18 protein-coding genes, 1 tRNA gene and 1 riboswitch are annotated in these 18,573 nt (G+C 47.4%); of the genes, 8 read left to right on the forward strand and 11 right to left on the reverse strand.

The annotated features are described in order from the left end of the window. Positions 1-60: 60 nt before the first annotated feature. Together LPA26_RS05005 and LPA26_RS05010 are read right to left on the reverse strand one after the other, a co-directional pair. Positions 61-546, reverse strand: a complete 486-nt coding sequence (locus tag LPA26_RS05005) for a dihydrofolate reductase (protein ID WP_229007548.1) — start codon at positions 544-546, stop codon at positions 61-63. 10 nt (positions 547-556) lie between these two features. Continuing rightward, positions 557-1,096, reverse strand: coding sequence for a peroxiredoxin (locus LPA26_RS05010; RefSeq protein WP_229008330.1), 540 nt, complete (start codon positions 1,094-1,096; stop codon positions 557-559). A 274-nt stretch (positions 1,097-1,370) separates the two neighbouring features. Here LPA26_RS05010 and LPA26_RS05015 point away from each other — a divergent pair, with 274 nt between their 5' ends. Further along, positions 1,371-3,206, forward strand: a complete 1,836-nt coding sequence (locus LPA26_RS05015; protein ID WP_229007549.1) for a tetratricopeptide repeat protein — start codon at positions 1,371-1,373, stop codon at positions 3,204-3,206. Here the strand turns inward: LPA26_RS05015 and LPA26_RS05020 are convergent, their stop codons facing one another. Then, positions 3,207-4,043, reverse strand: a complete 837-nt coding sequence (locus LPA26_RS05020) for an HDOD domain-containing protein (RefSeq protein WP_229007550.1) — start codon at positions 4,041-4,043, stop codon at positions 3,207-3,209. 232 nt (positions 4,044-4,275) lie between these two features. Here LPA26_RS05020 and map point away from each other — a divergent pair, with 232 nt between their 5' ends. From map to LPA26_RS05040, 4 genes are all read left to right on the forward strand, one after another. Further along, complete coding sequence (map, locus tag LPA26_RS05025; protein WP_055825702.1) at positions 4,276-5,070, forward strand: type I methionyl aminopeptidase; 795 nt, start codon at positions 4,276-4,278, stop codon at positions 5,068-5,070. A gap of 15 nt (positions 5,071-5,085) precedes the next feature. Next, positions 5,086-7,662: a [protein-PII] uridylyltransferase gene (locus LPA26_RS05030; RefSeq protein ID WP_229007551.1), complete on the forward strand. Its 2,577-nt coding sequence runs from the start codon at positions 5,086-5,088 to the stop codon at positions 7,660-7,662. A 287-nt stretch (positions 7,663-7,949) separates the two neighbouring features. Then, on the forward strand, positions 7,950-8,432 hold the full coding sequence (locus LPA26_RS05035; protein WP_229007552.1) for an acyloxyacyl hydrolase: 483 nt from the start codon (positions 7,950-7,952) through the stop codon (positions 8,430-8,432). Positions 8,433-8,542: 110 nt separating this feature from the next. Further along, positions 8,543-9,418, forward strand: coding sequence for a hypothetical protein (locus LPA26_RS05040; RefSeq protein WP_229007553.1), 876 nt, complete (start codon positions 8,543-8,545; stop codon positions 9,416-9,418). 27 nt (positions 9,419-9,445) lie between these two features. Here the strand turns inward: LPA26_RS05040 and pnuC are convergent, their stop codons facing one another. From pnuC to LPA26_RS05075, 7 genes are all read right to left on the reverse strand, one after another. After that, entirely contained in the window at positions 9,446-10,054 is a 609-nt protein-coding gene (pnuC, locus tag LPA26_RS05045) for a nicotinamide riboside transporter PnuC (RefSeq protein ID WP_229007554.1), read from the reverse strand. Between the two features lie 49 nt (positions 10,055-10,103). Then, a complete protein-coding gene (locus tag LPA26_RS05050; protein WP_229007555.1) occupies positions 10,104-10,364 on the reverse strand; it encodes a YkoF family thiamine/hydroxymethylpyrimidine-binding protein in 261 nt (86 codons plus the stop codon). Positions 10,365-10,413: 49 nt separating this feature from the next. Next, entirely contained in the window at positions 10,414-12,528 is a 2,115-nt protein-coding gene (locus tag LPA26_RS05055) for a TonB-dependent receptor (RefSeq protein ID WP_229007556.1), read from the reverse strand. Between the two features lie 96 nt (positions 12,529-12,624). Next, positions 12,625-12,728, reverse strand: a riboswitch (TPP riboswitch). Between the two features lie 174 nt (positions 12,729-12,902). After that, positions 12,903-13,178 carry a cupin domain-containing protein gene (locus LPA26_RS05060; protein WP_055825723.1) on the reverse strand — a complete coding sequence of 92 codons (276 nt, stop codon included), beginning with the start codon at positions 13,176-13,178 and terminating at the stop codon, positions 12,903-12,905. Between the two features lie 76 nt (positions 13,179-13,254). Then, positions 13,255-13,344, reverse strand: a tRNA-Ser gene (locus LPA26_RS05065). A gap of 24 nt (positions 13,345-13,368) precedes the next feature. Further along, entirely contained in the window at positions 13,369-13,902 is a 534-nt protein-coding gene (def, locus tag LPA26_RS05070; protein WP_229007557.1) for a peptide deformylase, read from the reverse strand. A gap of 33 nt (positions 13,903-13,935) precedes the next feature. Further along, positions 13,936-14,691: an S-methyl-5'-thioinosine phosphorylase gene (locus tag LPA26_RS05075; protein ID WP_229007558.1), complete on the reverse strand. Its 756-nt coding sequence runs from the start codon at positions 14,689-14,691 to the stop codon at positions 13,936-13,938. Positions 14,692-14,766: 75 nt separating this feature from the next. Here LPA26_RS05075 and hpnC point away from each other — a divergent pair, with 75 nt between their 5' ends. From hpnC to hpnE, 3 genes are read left to right on the forward strand one after another with little or no spacing between them, the layout of a single operon-like run. After that, positions 14,767-15,636 (forward strand): squalene synthase HpnC, encoded by an 870-nt coding sequence (hpnC, locus tag LPA26_RS05080; protein ID WP_229007559.1) that lies wholly within the window; start codon positions 14,767-14,769, stop codon positions 15,634-15,636. Beyond that, complete coding sequence (gene hpnD / locus LPA26_RS05085) at positions 15,633-16,469, forward strand: presqualene diphosphate synthase HpnD (RefSeq protein ID WP_229007560.1); 837 nt, start codon at positions 15,633-15,635, stop codon at positions 16,467-16,469. Before hpnC ends, hpnD begins: the two co-directional genes overlap by 4 nt. Before the next feature lie 9 nt (positions 16,470-16,478). Then, entirely contained in the window at positions 16,479-17,783 is a 1,305-nt protein-coding gene (gene hpnE / locus LPA26_RS05090) for a hydroxysqualene dehydroxylase HpnE (protein WP_229007561.1), read from the forward strand. A gap of 22 nt (positions 17,784-17,805) precedes the next feature. Here the strand turns inward: hpnE and LPA26_RS05095 are convergent, their stop codons facing one another. Then, positions 17,806-18,090 (reverse strand): hypothetical protein, encoded by a 285-nt coding sequence (locus LPA26_RS05095; RefSeq protein ID WP_229007562.1) that lies wholly within the window; start codon positions 18,088-18,090, stop codon positions 17,806-17,808. Positions 18,091-18,573: the final 483 nt, after the last annotated feature.

The raw sequence follows: 18,573 nt of genomic DNA on the forward strand, positions 1-18,573 counted from the left end.
TTAGGGCTAAAACTAGATATGTATGTAAACAAGGTAGCTCAAGCCAACAGTTAATGTGAGCTAGACATGCCTCTGATATACTAAATCACTATAGTGCAAGCCATTTTCCGAAATATTAGCCTTTTCAGAAACCAGCTCCCAATCAGCCATCTCTATTTCTGGAAAAAATGCATCCCCTCGCACTTGTGCAAACACACGTGTGAGATACAAGCGTGTCACGTCTGGTAAGCCCTGCAGATACAGCTCTGCCCCACCAATCAGAAATGGCTCGCTATCTCCCGCACACGCCGCCAGCGCCTCGGGAATCGAATGAACCACCTTCGCCCCTTCAACCTTGTAATCCGGATCGCGGGTAACAATGACAGTCGTCCGCCCCGGCAACAATCGCCCCAGTGACTCATACGTTTTGCGGCCCATAATAATATGATGCCCCATCGTGAGTTTCTTGAAACGTTTCAAATCTTCCGGCAGGTGCCAGGGCAGCTGGTTATTGTGACCAATCACACGGTTATCCGCGTGCGCTACGATCAGGGAAAGTGCTTGCATCGTATTCTTCTTAAAAAGCTGAAAGGCGTTTCAGGTCATTGATAATCACCTGGCTATGCCCGTCAGGATTCACATTACTGTAAATCTCCGCAATGGTGCCTTGCGGATCAATCACAAAGGTTGTGCGTTTGGCTATCTGGATCACCACCAGGTTAAATAATGCACCATAGGCATCTGCAACGTGGCCATTGGTGTCGGCAAGCAAGGGGAACGGTAAACGATGTTTGTGCGCAAACCCGGCATGGCTGGCAACAGTATCGACGCTGATGCCTACTACCTCGGCGCCCAAAGAATGAATTTGCTGGATATCGTCACGAAACTGACAGGCTTCTTTGGTGCAGCCGGGCGTATCGTCTTTAGGGTAGAAATAAAGCACCACCCATTTGCCTTGCCAATCAGCCAAGCGACGCGTACCGCCCTGAGCATCCGATAGTTTAAAGTCTGGTGCTTTCATGCCTACACTGAGTCTTGCTGAAGGCTGGCTATACTGACGATAGCCCCATACGGCCAACCACAAGATCAGCCCATACATAACCAGTTTGACAAGCATTCGCATTTTTCCTCTCTAAATCAGGCCCCAAGGCGGATGGGCCGTTGACGCAATAAGCTGCTTATTGTACCTTAAGGAAGCTATGGTTAAGAGCAGCTTCCAAGCCAAACTTGGTGCAAATATAAAATTTTTACACGGTATATATCTGATATATAAGGAGAAATTTTTTAGAGCAACATGTTTAGCTTTAAAGAGTGTTCAAGCTATGCATACTTAAATCCGCCATTTACTTTTAAGGCACACTACAAACGCGTGAAGTATCGCAGTCATCCACATGAATAATGAAGCCATCGCAAAACTGCTGAAACTGATCGCCGCCGACCCGCTGAGGTGGGAGGCATATCAGAAACTGGCGGGGCTGATGCTGCAAAATGATGAGTTTCATGCTGCCGAGCAATATCTGTTGCAGGCAATCAACTTGCAGCCGAAGGCACTGCAATTGCGGCTGCAACTTGCCAACTTGCAGATGCGCACCCAGCAGTTTTCAGCGGCGCATGACTCATACAAGGTGGCGATTAAACTGGATGCCAGGCAGGCACAGAGCTATTACCTGGATGCTCGCGCACTGAAAAACCTTGGTCGCGCACAAGAGGCAATATTGCGTTTGCGCACGGTGACCAAGCTGGATCCACAGCACATCCAGGCATTTACCGAATGCGTCGATTTGATGCTACAAACTCAGCAGTTTGAACAGGCGGTGACTGTACTTAAACAGGCAGTCAGCGCACATCCTGAACACGTACATTTTCACTATCGGCTCGGCGTGTTACACCAGCAATTGCATGCGCCTGCTGAAGCGCTGGCCTGCATGGATACCGCCATCAAAATTCAACCTGACTTTGCCGAAGCACACCATCAGCGTGCATTGATTTTGCAAATGCAATTGCAACATGCAGAGGCCTTGAAAGCGTTTCATCATGCTATCGCCTATCAACCCAACTTGCCGGTGCCATACAATAATCGCGGTGTCGTGCTTTGCCAGCTTGGTAAATACCCGGAAGCCATTGCTGACTTCCGGCAGGCATTACAGCTGAATCCCGGTTATGCGTCTGCTTATTGCAACCTTGGCCTGGCACTTTACGAAAACGGCGATACCGATGAGGCTTATGAGTGCCTGGAAACGGCATTAAAGCACGCACCCGCGCATGCACAGGCACGCTACGTCCTCAGCATGTTAAAACTGGCACGTGGTGAATACGAAGATGGCTGGCCAATGTACGAATCACGCTGGCAGGTTTTACCAGCTGGTGCATTGCCTAATCGACAATTGTTATGGGAAGGTGACACGTCCCTGGTTGGCAAAACAATTCTAATTCTTGCAGAACAAACGCTGAGCGACACTCTGCAATTTTGCCGTTATATCCAGTTAGTGAAGGCTTTCAAACCAAACCAGATAATAGTCGCCGTGCCAGATGCATTGTTCAACTTGCTCAATGAATTATGGGGTCATGCCGAGGTGATTCAGGTCATCCGGCAAGATGGCCGTGCCCTGCCACATTTTGATTTGTATTGCCCCATGCTGAGTTTGCCGCTGGCGTTCAAGACTGTTACTGAGGCAATTCCTGCTGCGCTACCCTATCTGCAGATTGCAGAGCGGCATGTGCAGCCATGGCAAGATCTCCTTGGCCCGGCAAGACGATTGCGTATCGGTGTGAACTGGTGCGGTGATGCGCATAACAAATATGACCGTCAGCGCAGTATTCCGCTACATTTGATGGCGCCATTATTGAAAATGGAAGTTGAATGGCACAGCTTGCAAAAAGAGTTCAGGCGTGAAGATCACATCATGCTAAAACGATTCCCCATGCTGGAATGCCATCATCCTTTACTGGCTGATTTTACCAATACTGCCGGGTTGATCATGCAAATGGATTTTATTATTTCGGTAGATACGGCTGTCGCGCACCTGGCTGCGGCACTGGGCAAAAAAGTATGGCTCCTACTGCCTGAACAAGCCCATTTCCGCTGGTTACAACAGTCGGAAACCTGCGCGTGGTACCCTGGCATGCGATTATTCAGGCAGGCACCTGACACCTCATGGGAAGCTTTGATTGATAAGGTGCATCAGGCGATTACCGATGTACTTAGCCAAAGTTACCGAGCGGAATAACTATTGCGCGTTAGGCACGCCAACAATGTGCATGACACGTGGCACATCCACATGCAGCAATTGCGCAATGTCTTTGTAATCGTCCGGCAACGCCGCGTTATCCCATCCATCAGCAGAATGTCTGGCCAGGTTGACGGCAAATTGCACATTCCGCACCCGCGGCAGGTGCGCACGTTGCTCATCCATCAGGTCATTCAGCAATGAAGGCAAGTTAAAGGTGCGCACCAACTCAGCCTGCAAATCAATGACCTTGAACCCCAACACTTCTTGCTGAACAGCGCGGCTGCGTAACGTTTTATCAGCTAACTGGCGCTTATGCACTTCACTCATGGCATCCGGGTTAAAACACCACATCAGCATTTCGGCAAAGTCATGCAATGAGGCTGCCACACGTAATTCTTCAGCATGCAAATCCATTAAATGGGATGCAAATTCCGCAGCAAAATAGCCAGCGCGATGGGCACGCACAACGAGTTTGATTAAATCGACCAGCGCAGCCACATGTTTGCTTAGTATCTCTTCCACATGCGGCACGGTAGGAATCTGCTCAAAGAAAGTACTGGTGCCCATCATGATAATTGCCTGCTCTACCTGCACCAGGTCTTGCAATTGGTGGCGGCTACGATGGTTATTGGCAAAGGTCAGCACCTTAAAAGTCATCAGCGGGTCATTAATCACAACGCGTGTAATATCACGTGCGCCGGTTTCATCTTCGTGCTCATGCAGCTGTGCGAGCTCCCTGGCGGTTTGCCGCAATACAGGAATATCAGCATTTTCAAAAAATGCCACCCAATCGGAAATGTTCCGGTTGGCTCTTGCCTCGGTAAGTGTCACCATCTAAACGCTCCTGCTTTAGTTTTGTCCGCCTGAGTATAAAACAATGCCAAGCTTCCGAATGTGTCGATGAGTCACTGAATTCACTGCCAGTTTTAATCATGAGCTGACTGTTTCAGGGCTATAAAAGGCTTGTTTCTTTAGGCATGAGACCCAATCTGCTATGTTAGAATGCAATCTTTGTGACTAGCTTCAGAGTCAGGTGATATGCCGCGACTCCCCTGTGACCAAATTTATGGCAATTATTCTGCATACACCCGAAGATATTGAAAAAATGCGCGTGGCTGGCCGGCTGGCTTCAGAGGTGCTGGATTACATCACGCCTTTTGTCGTCGCGGGTGTCACCACCAATAAACTGGATCAGCTATGCCATGACTATATCGTCAATGTGCAACAGGCGATTCCTGCGCCTCTCAATTATGCACCGGATGGTCACACACCTTACCCAAAATCAATATGCACTTCGATTAACCAGCAGATTTGCCACGGTGTGCCTAGTGAAAAAGAACTGAAAAATGGTGACATCGTTAACCTCGATATTACAGTGATTAAAGATGGTTACCATGGCGATACATCGCGCATGTTCCTCATTGGCGCCGTCTCACCACAGGCCAAGCGTTTATGCGAAATTACCTATCAGGCGATGTGGCGTGGTATCGAGAAAGTAAAACCTGGCAATACCCTGGGCGATGTCGGCTATGCGATTCAATCTTTCGCAGAAAAAAATGGCTACAGTGTGGTACGTGAGTTTTGTGGCCACGGCATCGGCAAAAAATTTCATTGCGAACCACAGGTGCTGCATTACGGGAAACCTGGCAGCGGCGTCACCCTTAAACCTGGAATGATTTTCACCATTGAGCCTATGATTAATGCCGGGCGGCGCGAGATCAAATTCATGTCTGATGGCTGGACAGTAGTGACTAAAGACCGCAGCCTGTCTGCACAATGGGAGCACACAATCGTCGTCACCGATGATGGTTTTGAAATCATGACCGTTTCCGACGGGTCTCCCCCACGTCCAACCCTGTAATATCCATTCCAGACCATGCCAGTGATAGCCAAAGAACAACTCAAGCAGTGGCGTGAGTCGTTCCAGCGATCACAGCAACAGCTTGCTGCCGCTTATCTGGCAAAACCTAATGCCAAAGTCCTGTTACAGCAAAATACCCGCCAGCTGGACCAGTTATTACGTGACATCTGCGCCGTATTTAGATTACCCGCGACAGTCAGCCTGATTGCTGTCGGCGGCTATGGCCGTGGCGACATGTTCCCGCATTCAGATATCGACCTGCTGATTTTAATGCCGGAAGAGTGCCCTGCAGCTTTGCAAACCGAGATTGAATCGCTGATTGGCGCCTTGTGGGATATCGGCCTTAATATTGGTCACAGCGTACGTTCGCTGAGCGAGTGTCTGGCTGAAGCGCAACTTGACGTGACGATTATGACCAACCTGCTGGAAGCACGCTGGCTCACAGGCCATAAGCCTGCTTTCAAAACCTTGATGCAATCATTGCATACACAATTAGATAAACCTCGTTTCTTTGCGGAAAAGTTACGTGAGCAGCAAATCCGTTACTCAAAATTTCACGACACTGCCTACAATCTTGAACCAAACATCAAGGAAAGCCCGGGTGGCTTGCGTGATTTGCATATGATTTTATGGATAGCGCAGAGTCAAGAACTAGGCCACGACTGGCAAGACCTGGTGCATACGGGTTTGCTCAGCCATGCACAGGCAAGACAACTCAAAAGCCACGAACGTTTACTGCAAAACTTGCGTATCCGCCTGCATTTGTTAGCCAAGCGACGCGAAGACCGGTTGGTATTCGACTTCCAGAATACCCTGGCTGAACAAATGGGTTACCAGACCACTACGCAAAAACGCGCCAGCGAACAACTGATGCAAGGCTTTTACCGAAGCGCCAAAGCCATCATTATCGAAAACGAAGTCTTGCTGAAGCTGATGCATGCGCGTGTCACTCCCCAGAATGAGCCTGCGACCGTCATTGATCAAGACTTTGTCCTGTCGCACAGCCTGCTAAGCGCACAAGCGCCTGACTTGTTTCAACGCAAGCCCGAGGCTATTTTGCGTTGTTTTCAGCTGCTACAGCAACACCCTGCCATCGCAGGATTCAGCGCGCCATTAGTCAGGGCGTTACAGGCTGCGCAACCGTTGATTGACAACACGTTCCGTCAGCAATCGGTAAACAAGGGGTTATTCCTGCAAATTCTACAAGCCAAAGAAGGTGTCCACCGTAGCCTGCGGCGCATGAATCGCTACGGCATCCTGGGACGCTACATCCCTGTGTTTGGCCGTGTCATCGCGCAGATGCAGCATGACTTGTTCCATGTGTATACCGTGGATGAACACACCATGAATGTGTTGCGCAACCTGCGCCGCTTTGCAAAACCTGAGTTACGGCATGAGTTTCCATTGTGCAGCCAGTTATTTGCAGAATTTAGTCAGCCGCATTTGCTTTACCTGGCAGCTATTTTCCATGACATAGCCAAAGGTCGTGGTGGCGACCATTCTGTGCTTGGAACCATCGATGCCAAACGCTTCTGCCAGAAACATGGCTTACCCAAAGCAGACACTGACCTGGTCGCCTGGCTGGTTGAAGCGCATCTCAAACTCTCCAGCACCGCGCAGAAAAGCGATTTATCTGACCCTGATGTGATTGAAGCTTTCGCAAGACTGGTAGGCTCGGAGTATCGCCTGACGGCTTTGTATTTACTCACAGTAGCCGATATTCGGGGCACCAGCCCGAATGTGTGGAATGCATGGAAAGCCAAATTGCTGGAAAGCCTGTTTTTACAAACACGCCGCGTATTGCAGCAGTCATTGAATACCGACGCACAACTAAGCCTGCGCAAGCAGGAAGTCCTGCAAAAACTCAGCAGCTTTAACATGAAAGAAGATTCAGTACAGCCTTTGTGGCAAGCGTTCGGCGAAAGCTATTTCAATCGATTTGACAGTGATGAAATCGCCTGGCAAAGCCGCTTACTCATCCCGCATATGCTGACTGAAACCGCCATCGTGCGTGCCAGACTTAGCCCCAAAGGCGACGGCATCCAGGTCATGATTTATAGCCGGGACCAGAAAGAGATTTTTGCCCGTATTTGCCATTTTTTCGACAGCATGCAATACAACATCGTACAGGCCAGAATCTACACCACCGCTCATGGCTATGCGCTGGATAACTTCATTGTGCTGGAGCCTGACACGCATCAAATCAGCTACAACGGCTTGTTAAAGCATATTGAGCAAGGCCTGACTGAACAGCTTTCCGGCACCATAGCGATTCCAACGCCTATCCGGGGCCGCGTCAGCCGGCAGGTGAAACACATGCCATTAACCACGCAAATTTTCATTCGCCCTGCCAGTACGTACAACGACCAACAACAACAGTTTCAACAGCTGGATGTGATTGCCAATGACCGGCCTGGGTTACTTGCCTGTATGGCGCTGGCATTGCTACACAATGATGTCGCTTTGCACAATGCCAAAATTAACACCTTGGGCAATCGGGTGGAAGATAGCTTTCTAATCTCAACCAGTGATGGAAAACCACTTGATGATACTCAAATTGACGCATTGAAAGCGGCTTTTAGCGAGCTTTGATACTGTATACGGGATCACAGCAACTCCACATACTCACCACATTCAACTGCATCCTACCCCTGTCAATTTAGCCATTAAAAAAACTACAAATTTTCATAAAGTTAAAAAATTATCGTATAAATTATTTGGCTAAACATTTCTACATTACACATCAATATGAATGTGGCAAAAATACAAAAAGATGAAATTCATTGCTGCTGAAGACAGATCGGTCTAGCTTTATTTTTGCATTGCTTGCTATATTTTCAACCACTATAACTTATTATTTCTCGTGGTTAATGACAACAATGAAAACAGCCCATCTCATCGTATCCCTTGTTATCGCAGCATCTTCAATATCACTCTCACAAGCTGGCACGTTAGGAATCGCGGCCGGTAGTTATGATTTCGACGGTTCGCATTCTGCCGCTGACTTTCGCCTGGAATATGAGGCTGATTCCAATATCTGGCTGGACAATCTGAAACCTTGGGCGGCTGTGCAAGCCACCACCGACGGCACTATTTGGCTGGGAGGTGGATTGTTGTACGACTGGCAGTTTACTGAAACCTGGCATTTAAAACCGAGCCTGGGCGCCGGTTACTATAGCCGCGGCAGCAGCGATCTGGATCTGGGCCATCCGCTAGAGTTTCGTTCGCAATTGGAAATTGCCAAGGACATCAACGATCAACAAAGTCTTGGATTGGCAGTCAGTCACTTATCAAACGCCGATCTAGGTAATGAAAACCCTGGCGTTGAAATATTAAGTGTTTATTGGCACTATAAATTCTAGCCTTAATATATCGATAACACCGATTCATCAGCTTTATCCCCATACTCACGCCAGCGACTTGTGACGAGCGGATGATTTAAACCCGATGATGGCTTAAAATATAGCCTCACATGTTTACTTATCCGCAACTCACTCCACTAGAACAAGCCAGTTTACCGAAACTGATTGCCCAACCAAGTGCTATCCCGAATAAATTTGAGGATAGTACGCATCAGCTGTTTTATTGCCAAACGGCGGATGGTGAAATGGTGTTGAAAGTTTGCAATCAGACGAATATAGGAAAATCTCACTTCTGGCTAGGCGCAAACCGTTTATTTGCCGCTGACTTTCCAAAGAGTTTGGGCAATATTCACTTAACGCACAATTTTTTGGAAAAAAACGGTGCGCTCACCGTACCTGATTTTTTCTCAGCAAGTAGCAATCGATTTGTAATCAGCCGTTTTTTAACCGGGGAAGATGTAAAACCGGAGCTTATCGGAGAGTTGTGGGTAATACAGTTAGCCGAACATATCGCAAAACTGCATCAATGCACATACGCCAGCTGGGGCAAGCTACATGCGCCGGAACTGTCTGCAACAGACTGGGCCAGTCGTTTACAAGAAACCCTGGTTGTCTTGGCTAACCAGCATGATGCGTCCATTGCTGAACCGTTACTGGCTGAAGTATTAGCGCAAGCAAAAAATATCCAGGAAATCGAATTCGTCCCCGTGATGTTAGATTTGCGTTGGGATCAATTCCGTTGTTTAAGCAACAATGATCTGGCGCTGATTGATCTTGATGCGTTCGTGATCGCACCACGTGCACTGGACCTGGTGTTGATTGAATATGTATTAACACCCGCGCAATTGGCTTTATTTAAGCAACATTATACTCAAACGCATAGCTGGCCTGACCACACTGCCAATACACCCTGCTACCAGCTACTGTTATTTTTGATGAATATACTGGGTGAAACTGATTTGGCACAGTGGATGCAGCGTATATAAATCAATCACTTTTATCGCCTTTAGCATTCAAGCTTGTTGCCGGTAAAGCTTCACCCAACTGATAAAGCCTACAATCGCCAGGATAGTGTTCAGCACAAATAAAGCCGCTGTGGCGTAATAACCTGTTTGAATATACAAAAGCGTGGCAGCGCCATCAATTACCGCCCAATATAACCAGTTCTCCAACACCTTCCTGGCGATCAGCCAGGTATTCATTACAGAAAAAACCGTCGTATATGCATCTAAGACAGGGCTTTGCGATTGTCCGCTTTTTTGCAGATAGGCACTTACCATAGCACTCACGACCACGCCGACAGCAATAAAACCAACATGCCAAAGCCAGGGCCAGCGGCTGATCGATAACGTGTCAGTTTGTTTGCCATGTTTATGCCATAGCCAAAAGCCATAAATCGCCATGCCCATATAATAAAAATTCAGCAGCGCCTGCATAGGAAGCTGACCTTCCCAAAACAGCGCGGTGTAAACCAGCGTGCTCAAGAAAGCAAACAGCCAGCACCACTGCGACTCTTTAGCTGCAAGTAAAATATAGGCAACACCCATCAAGGCTGCGGCAATTTCCCAATTGGACATCTGTTGAAATGCAGTCAGGACAGGCTGAAGATTATCTTGATTCATGGCTAGTTATAAGGTTACGAGTAAAGAAGTGAATATGGAAGCCACAGGCTTACACATCGACGACATCAGCCCTGTCTGTACCTATAAACTTCATCACGAACACACTGTGGGGTAATGCATCAAACACCGCTTCCATTTCTGCATCTAGGCAAGCCATCACATCGCGGTACTCGCCAAACACTTGTGTCGCTAGGCTATTCCGTTTCACTATCAGATTTTTATTGGCTTCTAGCTTGTTGATGAACTCCAGAATCGGCTCAACATAGCCTTCGGTTAGCGGATATAAACTGATATCGACTGAAATACGCATATAAACTCCAACAAGTAAAATAGTTTAAAAGCCAGGGCGGCCTTTTGATTTAATAATCGTAAGTGACCGTGACACCAGCAACGCGTGGCTCGGCAAACTGAACGTATTTTTCATCTATAAAGTTTTTGGCCGGGTTGTTACCAAAGTAAAATCCGCGCGTGGCATAGTCTTTGTCCAATATGTTTCTCGCCCACACGTTGACTTTCCAGTGCTTATCGTACTTATACTCAGCACTGGCATTTAATAAGGCATAGCCGTTGGATTTTGCCTTGTGACTGTCTGAAAAGTAGAAGTCTGACTTACCCTCTACATTTGCGCGTAACGTCCATGCTGCATTGGCATAAAACTCCGAACCGAGATTCAAGGTATATCTAGGTGCATGGGCTACTTGGCGGCCATCGTAGTTGATCGTTGTTGGTACACTGGCTACATTCTTAATAAAACTATAATTATCGAATGTTGCATCTAAGTATCCTATTGAACCCAGCATGCGAAATTTATCAGTGACAAACCAGTCCACACTGGCTTCCAAGCCCTGATGTGTAGCTTTGGAAGCATTCTCATAAAACTCTACAAAACTGCCTGATCCAGGTATTTGTGCTGAGCTTTGTGTTTGCGCATCTAAACGCTTTGCATAAAACGCAGCCAGATTGGTAATCAAGGCCCCATCCAACCAACTGGATTTAAGTCCTGTTTCAAAATTCCACATATACTCAGTGTTAAACTGTCTTTGACTTTGAGGCAAACCAGCCTTGTTATTAATGCCCCCGGGCTTATAACCGCGCGTCAAAGAGGTATAAAGGAGTTGATCCGCGTTAGCCTGGTAATTCAAGCCTAACTTGGCGCCCAATAGTGTTTCATTCACTTTTTTATGCAAACTGCTTGGTGCTAACTCTACGATGCCAGCATCAGAATATTTCGCCTTGAAATCCTCAACTCTCAAACCGGAAACCAAGGTTAATTTGTCTGTCAAATGACTATCAAATTGTCCGAATATCGCGGTATTTTCAGTTTTATAATCACCCGCCAATTGATTCAAGTAGGTAGGCCCATAGGTACTTCTGTAATCTGAAAGAGACTTAAAATTCTCATCTTGCACAAAGCGATAAATACCAACCGTCCAATCGGTTGTGCCGTTGAAAATACGACCAGCCTTGTCAGATAACGCACGCAACTCAAACGAATAATTATCTCGGTCACGATTATACTTTTCACCATCAGTTGCTGTGCTCCAGTCACCATCAAAACTATAAGTCGATGAGGAGTTTAAATAAGTGGCTTCAGACTGAATAATCACCGCATCTGAGGCCTGCCAATTAGCCTTTACTCCAAAAGCATTGGTATTCTGTGTATCTGCACCTGGTTGATTAGATTTACTGCGCCTTGAGTTGTCTAAGGTAAATGCGTCATAACCGTTATTCACATTCACATGCATCAAGGTGAAATCTAAGGTTAAATCCTCGGTCGCAAATAACTTGAATTTACTGCGGAACGTTAATTCATCCTGTTTTTGCGTATCATCACGGCCTAAAGTGTCGTTCTGCATATAGCCATCAGATTTGTGAGTATAGATGGAAGCACGCCCGAGTAACTGATCCTCAACAATAGTGCCGCCAACTGCTACGCCAAAATTACGCGTGTTATATTCACCCACGCCAGCCTGTGCACGCATTTTAAATTCTTTGGTAGGTTCTGCACTACGCATGGTAATCGCGCCAGCGATTGCATTGGGGCCAAACTTTGTACCTTGAGGTCCTTGCAGCACTTCTACAGAATCGATATCAAACAAGGTCGCGGCACCGCCAAGTCGGCTAAAGTCGATGCCATCAATGATCAGACCAACGGATGGATTCACAGGATTATCATATTGACTGAGTATCCCCATCCCGCGAATCTGGAAAAATCGCCCTCGCGATGCACCTGCTGACACATTAACATTCGGTGCCAGATTCAAAACCTCTTCCAGATGCTGCGCGCTGCGCGCCTCTATGGTTTCTTTATCAATTTCAGTCAGGCTAACAGCGGTTTTCTGAGCGGTGCTGGGGCGGAAATCCGCACTCACCACAATGTCCTGGAGCTTCACTGCCTTATCATCTTCGGCGGCCAGCACTGGCGTGCTAATTAAAAGCCCAATCAGGGACAATGGTTTTGTAATCGGTTTCATGAAAATCCTTTCTATAAGACACATAAAAAGGACAGGGGGAGAGTGACAATGACGTGAGTAGGTTTGTTGAGGGACAACAAACCAAAAACATTTGCGTTGTAGATGCTCTGCCTGTCCCTACGCCAGCATTATCTGGGTCAGGTTCATTGGGTTTCTCACTTGCGCGAGATCTCAGGTGTTAGCCACCCCAAGGCGATTTGATTTTTCAATCAGGATGAGATTGTAGGTTGATATCGATTACTTTGCTAGAGAGTGATGCTGTATTGCGTTTAAATACTCTGCATACTTTGCAAAATTTAATGATAAAGCTTGATCCAAAACAAAAAGCCCTGCGATGCAGGGCTTTTTTATTGAATACTTGCGACTACAATCTATTAGAAATGTTTGTAGTGTTTTTTCAATTGCTTCACAACTTCCCACTGGGATTTCAGGCCTTTTGGAAACTCAACGTAATCACCAGCTTTGATCGTTACAGTGTCGCCACCTTGTGGAGTTACTTTGAATTCGCCTTCCAATACGTAAGCTTTTTCAGTCGCAGTGAAATCCAGAGGGAATTTTGAAGGTGCGCAATCCCAGGTATTCCAGCTTTTTACGCCCAGGTCTTTCAATTTTTCTTCAGATGGATTGTGGTCGATGATAATTTGAGTCATGACAAATTCCTTAATAAATTAAAGTGATTATAAAACTTTAAATAGAAATGCCGCATTTATGCGGCATCTTGGTAACTGGCGGAAGAGGTGAGATTCGAACTCACGGAGGGCGTGAACCCTCGACAGTTTTCAAGACTGTAGCATTAAACCGCTCTGCCACTCTTCCGGAAGGCAGAATTATAGCAAACAATCAGTCGTCTGGAAGTGTTATTCCAGGAAAAAGTACATCATTAAAGCCAAATTTTGTTAGATCGCGGATACGCATGGGGTAAAGTATGCCAAAAAGATGATCACATTCGTGCTGCACTACCCTTGCATGGAAACCGCTGACAGTGCGATCTATCACGTTACCTTGCGGGTCAAAACCTTTATAGCGTAAATGCAGAAACCTTGGAACAATCCCTCGCATCCCAGGTACCGACAAGCACCCTTCCCAGCCATCTTCCTCTTCGTTTCCAACAGGTATGAGCTCAGGATTAATCAAGATAGTGAATGGCACCTCCTCAGCATCAGGGTAACGCGGGTTTTTGCCTACACCAAACATGACCACCTGCAAACTCACACCAATTTGAGGCGCGGCAATACCGGCACCATTCATCTCGGTCATGGTGTCATGCATGTCTTGTATCAATGCATGCAAGTCTGGTGTATCAAACTCGGTGACTTTTTCAGCCACTTGATACAACACCGGGTCGCCCATTCTGAGCACTGGTTTAATAGCCATGATCAGGCTCCATTACATATATCGAAAAATAGATCATGCGGTTGCGCAGTTGTGGTCAGATAAATATTGCGCAATCACACACTTCACTTTTTCCATGGTTTGCTGCAATAAAGGCATCACCTGCTCAAAATGAATGGCTTGCGCGCTATCGCCGCGACCGGCAGCAAAATTAGCTACCGGGCAAAGCGCGGCATAGGAAACACCCAGCTCGCGTGCTAGCGCCGCTTCCGGCATACCGGTCATACCTACAACGGTTGCGCCATCGCGTTCATATCGGTCAATTTCAGCGGCGGTTTCCAGTCGGGGCCCTTGTACGCAGGCATAAACGCCCCCTTCCACCAATCCACAGCCTGCATCAAGAGCTGCTTTCTGGCAGCGCTCACGCATGGTTTGCGAATAAGGCTGGGTGAAATCAATGTGTCTTACCGGCAACTCAACACCGTCATGGTAGGTGTTATCTCGGCCATAGGTGTAATCCAGAATCTGGTTAGGCAAAACAATATCGCCTGGAATAAGGTTTTGTGAAATACCCCCTACTGTCGCTACTGCCAGCAAGTCTCTCACACCTACCGAATGCAACGCCCAGATATTAGCGCGGTAATTGACTGCATGTGGTGGAATGGTATGTCCGCCGCCGTGTCGCGCCAGGAAAACCACTTCCTTACCGTTTATTTCACCAAAAACCAGTGGCTGTGAAGGTTTGCCATATGGCGTGCGCACAATCAGGCGTTTTGAAATATTCAGATTGGTGAGCTCTGTCAGCCCGGTGCCCCCAATAATGCCTAACATCCTATGATCTCTTTCTATTAACGCTAGTTATATCCAAGGTGTAAGCGTATCACGGATTTATGGCATACTTAAGCCATGCAAGCCTTTTCCAAGCCAGTGAAGACACCGGCCAGCCTGCCACTGGCACAGACACATTATGAGAATTTCCCGGTAGCTTCATTGTTGCTCCCCGCGCATTTACGCTATGCGGTCAGTGTGATTTACCAGTTTGCGCGAGAAGCCGATGATATTGCCGATGAAGGCGACGCCAGTGAATCGGAGCGTTTGCAGTCACTAGAGTCCTACGAAGATGAGTTATTACTGATCCAGGCCTATATTCAGGCTGAACGCCCGCTGTTTAAAACGCTGCAGCATGTAATCAGAACACACAAGCTTGAGGTGCAATCCCTGCTGGATTTAATCAGCGCGTTTAAACAGGATGTCGTCAAAACCCGCTATGCCGATTTTGCTGAACTGCTGGATTACTGCCGCCGCTCCGCCAATCCGGTTGGCAGGTTGATGCTGCAATTATATGGCGCGGATACAGCGCAAAACCGCCAATGGTCAGATCAGATTTGCACGGCTTTGCAGCTGATTAATTTTTACCAGGACATTGCCATTGACCTGCAAAAGCATGGCCTCAATGGACGCATATATCTCTGCCAGGACGAAATGCTCGCTGCCGGTATCAGCGAACAGGATTTACGCCAGCAACGATTAGATGCTATCTGGCAGGCATTCTTTTTGTACAATGTAGCCCGCGCCGAGCAATTATTGCAGGCCGGTAAACCGCTGGGCAGACATTTGACTGGCCGTATCGGGTTCGAGCTACGCATGATAGTCGCCGGTGGCGAACGTATTATTTATAAATTGAAGCTTTGCCGTGGCGATATTTACCACCACCGTCCAACACTGAATGCTTTTGATTGGCCGATTATTTTGCTGAAAGCCCTGTTTAAACAATGACCCCGCAACAATACTGCCAGCAAAAAACAAAACAAAGCGGCTCCAGCTTTACACTGAGCTTTGTGTTTTTGCCCAAGCAAAAACGTGAAGCAATGACTGCGCTATATGCGTTTTGCCGCGAAGTAGATGATGTCGTCGATGAATGTACGGATTACCAGATCGCACAAACCAAGCTGCAATGGTGGAAACAGGAAATACATCGTTTATTTCATGAAACCCCGCAGCACCCGGTCACCAAGGCATTGAAGCCAGTAGTGGAAGAATTTGGCTTGCAAGAAGCGCATTTCATAGAAATTATCGATGGCATGCAAATGGATACGCAGTACAACCGCTATGCCGATTTTGAGCAACTGGCATTATATTGCTACCGCGTCGCCAGCGTCGTCGGCCTGCTCTCGGCGCAAATTTTTGGCTACAGTGATAAATCCACGCTGGGCTATGCGCATGACCTGGGAATGGCTTTCCAACTGACCAACATTATTCGCGATATTGGCGAAGACGCCAGACGCGGCAGGATTTATATCCCGATTGATGAACTGGAAAAAGCGGGCGTAACTGAACAGCAGTTACTGCAAAGCCAGCCCTCTGTGCAGACACAGGCTTTATTGCTCAAGCAGATTGAACGTGCAGAAATGTTTTATGACAAAGCCATTAACCAGTTGCCTGAAGCTGATATCAAAACCCAGCTACCTGGACTGATGATGGCAGCCATTTACCGCGCACTACTGCGGGAAATCAAGCAAGACCCTAACTTGGTGCTTAACCACAAAGTCATGCTGCCCCCTTTCAGGAAACTGAAACTGGCCCTGGGCGTATGGTTTAAACGCCGCTGATGCATTGGAATGCTTAACCACACGCCTACTCCCCGCAATATTGCGGTTGTCGGTGCCGGGCTGGCCGGGCTGGCGGCCGCCTACACCTTACTGAGATCAGGACACAAGGTATCGCTATTTGAAGCTGCTCCGCAAGCCGGTGGCCGTGCACGTGGTGTGCAACATGCTGAAGCCATGTTAGATAATGGCCAGCATTTATGTATAGGGGCTTATCAGGCCACACGGGCATTATTAGGCGAAGCTGGCCTGAATCCCGAGCATCTCTTTACCCGTGTGCCATTGGCATTACATATGCATCATCGCGCGGATCGCATGTCACTTGTTACACCAACCTGGTTACCTGCTCCCTTGCATTTATTATGGGGATTGCTCACCGCGCATGGATTGACTGTTAACAGCAAATGGCAAGCCATCCGCTGGATGTTGTGGTTAAAACAATCTGCATTTACCCTAATGCAAGATACCACTGTTGAAAACCTGTTAAAGCAAGGCCACCAAACAGAAACTGCCATCAAGACCTTATGGGAGCCTTTGTGCCTGGCCGCATTGAATACCCCTATCCAGATTGCCAGTGCGCAGGTATTTCTGAATGTATTGCGTGACAGCTTTCAACAAAAGCGTTCAGACAGTGACTTTCTGATTCTGAAGTCGGATTTATCCAGCAGCCTGATTGAGCCTTTGCTGGGGAAAATTAGCATCTCAGGTGGCAAAGTATCATTGCGCACGCCTGTGATTTCTGTCAAAAACGAACACTCTCATTGCGTGCTGGAAACCTCAGAAGGCACACAGTTATTCGATGATGTGATTCTGGCTTTAGGCCCGCATCAATTGAAAACCGTGGTTAGTGACATTGCGGTGCCAGCATTTGAATACCAGCCGATCACCACGGTGTACCTGCAATATTCGACTCATTTCAGGCTACCCTACCGGGTCATGGGATTGTATGGCGGTCTGGCACAATGGGTATTTGACAGAGGGCAATGCTGTGACCAGGCAGGTTTGCTGGCGGTAGTGATCAGTGCACATGGGCCATTAAATGGTGATAAGGCAGCATTGATACAGCAATGTATCAATGAGTTGAATCAGGCATTGTCATCGCATGACATCCAACTTGAAACAGCACTCTTGTGGACGCAAGTCATTACCGAAAAGCGCGCCACTTTCAGTTGCACGCCGGATCTACATCGCCCACAAAACAAGACTTCCCAGCCGCATATTTACCTTGCGGGCGATTATACTGCCGGACCGTATCCAGCCACCATTGAAGGCGCTGTCAGAAGTGGAGTCGCGGTTGCCAATCTGATATTAGGCTAGACCGAACTCCGCTCTTCCAACTTTAAGCTTGCGGATCTTTGCAACCTACTACCAAATGATTTCTGGCCGGAACATAGATACCGTCACCTGCATCCGGATAAGTCTCACGATAGGAAAGATGCGGATCAACTTCAAAATCATGTGAGCAGTTTTCACTGGCTTTTTCCTTGCATTGCTCCAGCGTGGTATTAAATTCGCTACAGGTAAGTTTGTAACCCGGCCTGCCATCGCTGGTAGCGTGTGGCGTTGGCTGGTTACTTGCGCAAGCAGATAGCAGCAGGGAAATCAGTATTAGCGTTTTTTTCATTGTTTCTCTCCATTTCCACCTTTATTACATCCCGTCATATTATTGTCATATTGGTGTGTTAAGGACACACACAGGATAAGGCAAGAAACGAACCATATAGTTTCATGAAGATTTTGTGAAAATAACCGCGCCAATTCAACGCCAAGCCTTACCCAGACTTGTATCCAGACGGCTACAAACTGCTACAAAACCGGGCGCTTTGTAACTGACCTGCCAGTTCAAACTTCTTATACTGCACTCACTGGAATCAATACGCAGTCATGAATCAATATGAAGTCTTTAAAAATGCTCTGTTAAGAATAAAACAGGATTTTATGCATAGCGGGCAGTTGCCCTGGAAATGCCTGTTGGCACAGTGAATAAAATTGAAAAAACTAAAGGCAGATAAATAGCGAAGCTAGATTATCAATATCAAACCCACTTCCCTGTGACTGTTCAACCTCTTCTGAACAACCACCACTCAAGGCAACGATGCCACTCCCT

Source organism: Methylophilus sp. Leaf408, from assembly GCF_916856905.1.
Taxonomy (GTDB): Bacteria; Pseudomonadota; Gammaproteobacteria; order Burkholderiales; family Methylophilaceae; genus Methylophilus.

What these genes read in the sequence shown, in the direction of transcription:
- def (WP_229007557.1), bottom strand. Translation starts at nt 13,902, where the DNA reads ATGGCTATTAAACCAGTGCTCAGAATGGGCGACCCGGTGTTGTATCAA.
- hpnE (WP_229007561.1), top strand. Translation starts at nt 16,479, where the DNA reads ATGCTTAACCACACGCCTACTCCCCGCAATATTGCGGTTGTCGGTGCC.
- pnuC (WP_229007554.1), bottom strand. Translation starts at nt 10,054, where the DNA reads ATGAATCAAGATAATCTTCAGCCTGTCCTGACTGCATTTCAACAGATG.
- LPA26_RS05010 (WP_229008330.1), bottom strand. Translation starts at nt 1,096, where the DNA reads ATGCTTGTCAAACTGGTTATGTATGGGCTGATCTTGTGGTTGGCCGTA.
- LPA26_RS05075 (WP_229007558.1), bottom strand. Translation starts at nt 14,691, where the DNA reads ATGTTAGGCATTATTGGGGGCACCGGGCTGACAGAGCTCACCAATCTG.
- LPA26_RS05060 (WP_055825723.1), bottom strand. Translation starts at nt 13,178, where the DNA reads ATGACTCAAATTATCATCGACCACAATCCATCTGAAGAAAAATTGAAA.
- LPA26_RS05030 (WP_229007551.1), top strand. Translation starts at nt 5,086, where the DNA reads ATGCCAGTGATAGCCAAAGAACAACTCAAGCAGTGGCGTGAGTCGTTC.
- LPA26_RS05035 (WP_229007552.1), top strand. Translation starts at nt 7,950, where the DNA reads ATGAAAACAGCCCATCTCATCGTATCCCTTGTTATCGCAGCATCTTCA.
- LPA26_RS05095 (WP_229007562.1), bottom strand. Translation starts at nt 18,090, where the DNA reads ATGAAAAAAACGCTAATACTGATTTCCCTGCTGCTATCTGCTTGCGCA.
- LPA26_RS05050 (WP_229007555.1), bottom strand. Translation starts at nt 10,364, where the DNA reads ATGCGTATTTCAGTCGATATCAGTTTATATCCGCTAACCGAAGGCTAT.
- hpnC (WP_229007559.1), top strand. Translation starts at nt 14,767, where the DNA reads ATGCAAGCCTTTTCCAAGCCAGTGAAGACACCGGCCAGCCTGCCACTG.
- LPA26_RS05055 (WP_229007556.1), bottom strand. Translation starts at nt 12,528, where the DNA reads ATGAAACCGATTACAAAACCATTGTCCCTGATTGGGCTTTTAATTAGC.
- LPA26_RS05015 (WP_229007549.1), top strand. Translation starts at nt 1,371, where the DNA reads ATGAATAATGAAGCCATCGCAAAACTGCTGAAACTGATCGCCGCCGAC.
- hpnD (WP_229007560.1), top strand. Translation starts at nt 15,633, where the DNA reads ATGACCCCGCAACAATACTGCCAGCAAAAAACAAAACAAAGCGGCTCC.
- LPA26_RS05020 (WP_229007550.1), bottom strand. Translation starts at nt 4,043, where the DNA reads ATGGTGACACTTACCGAGGCAAGAGCCAACCGGAACATTTCCGATTGG.
- LPA26_RS05005 (WP_229007548.1), bottom strand. Translation starts at nt 546, where the DNA reads ATGCAAGCACTTTCCCTGATCGTAGCGCACGCGGATAACCGTGTGATT.
- LPA26_RS05040 (WP_229007553.1), top strand. Translation starts at nt 8,543, where the DNA reads ATGTTTACTTATCCGCAACTCACTCCACTAGAACAAGCCAGTTTACCG.
- map (WP_055825702.1), top strand. Translation starts at nt 4,276, where the DNA reads ATGGCAATTATTCTGCATACACCCGAAGATATTGAAAAAATGCGCGTG.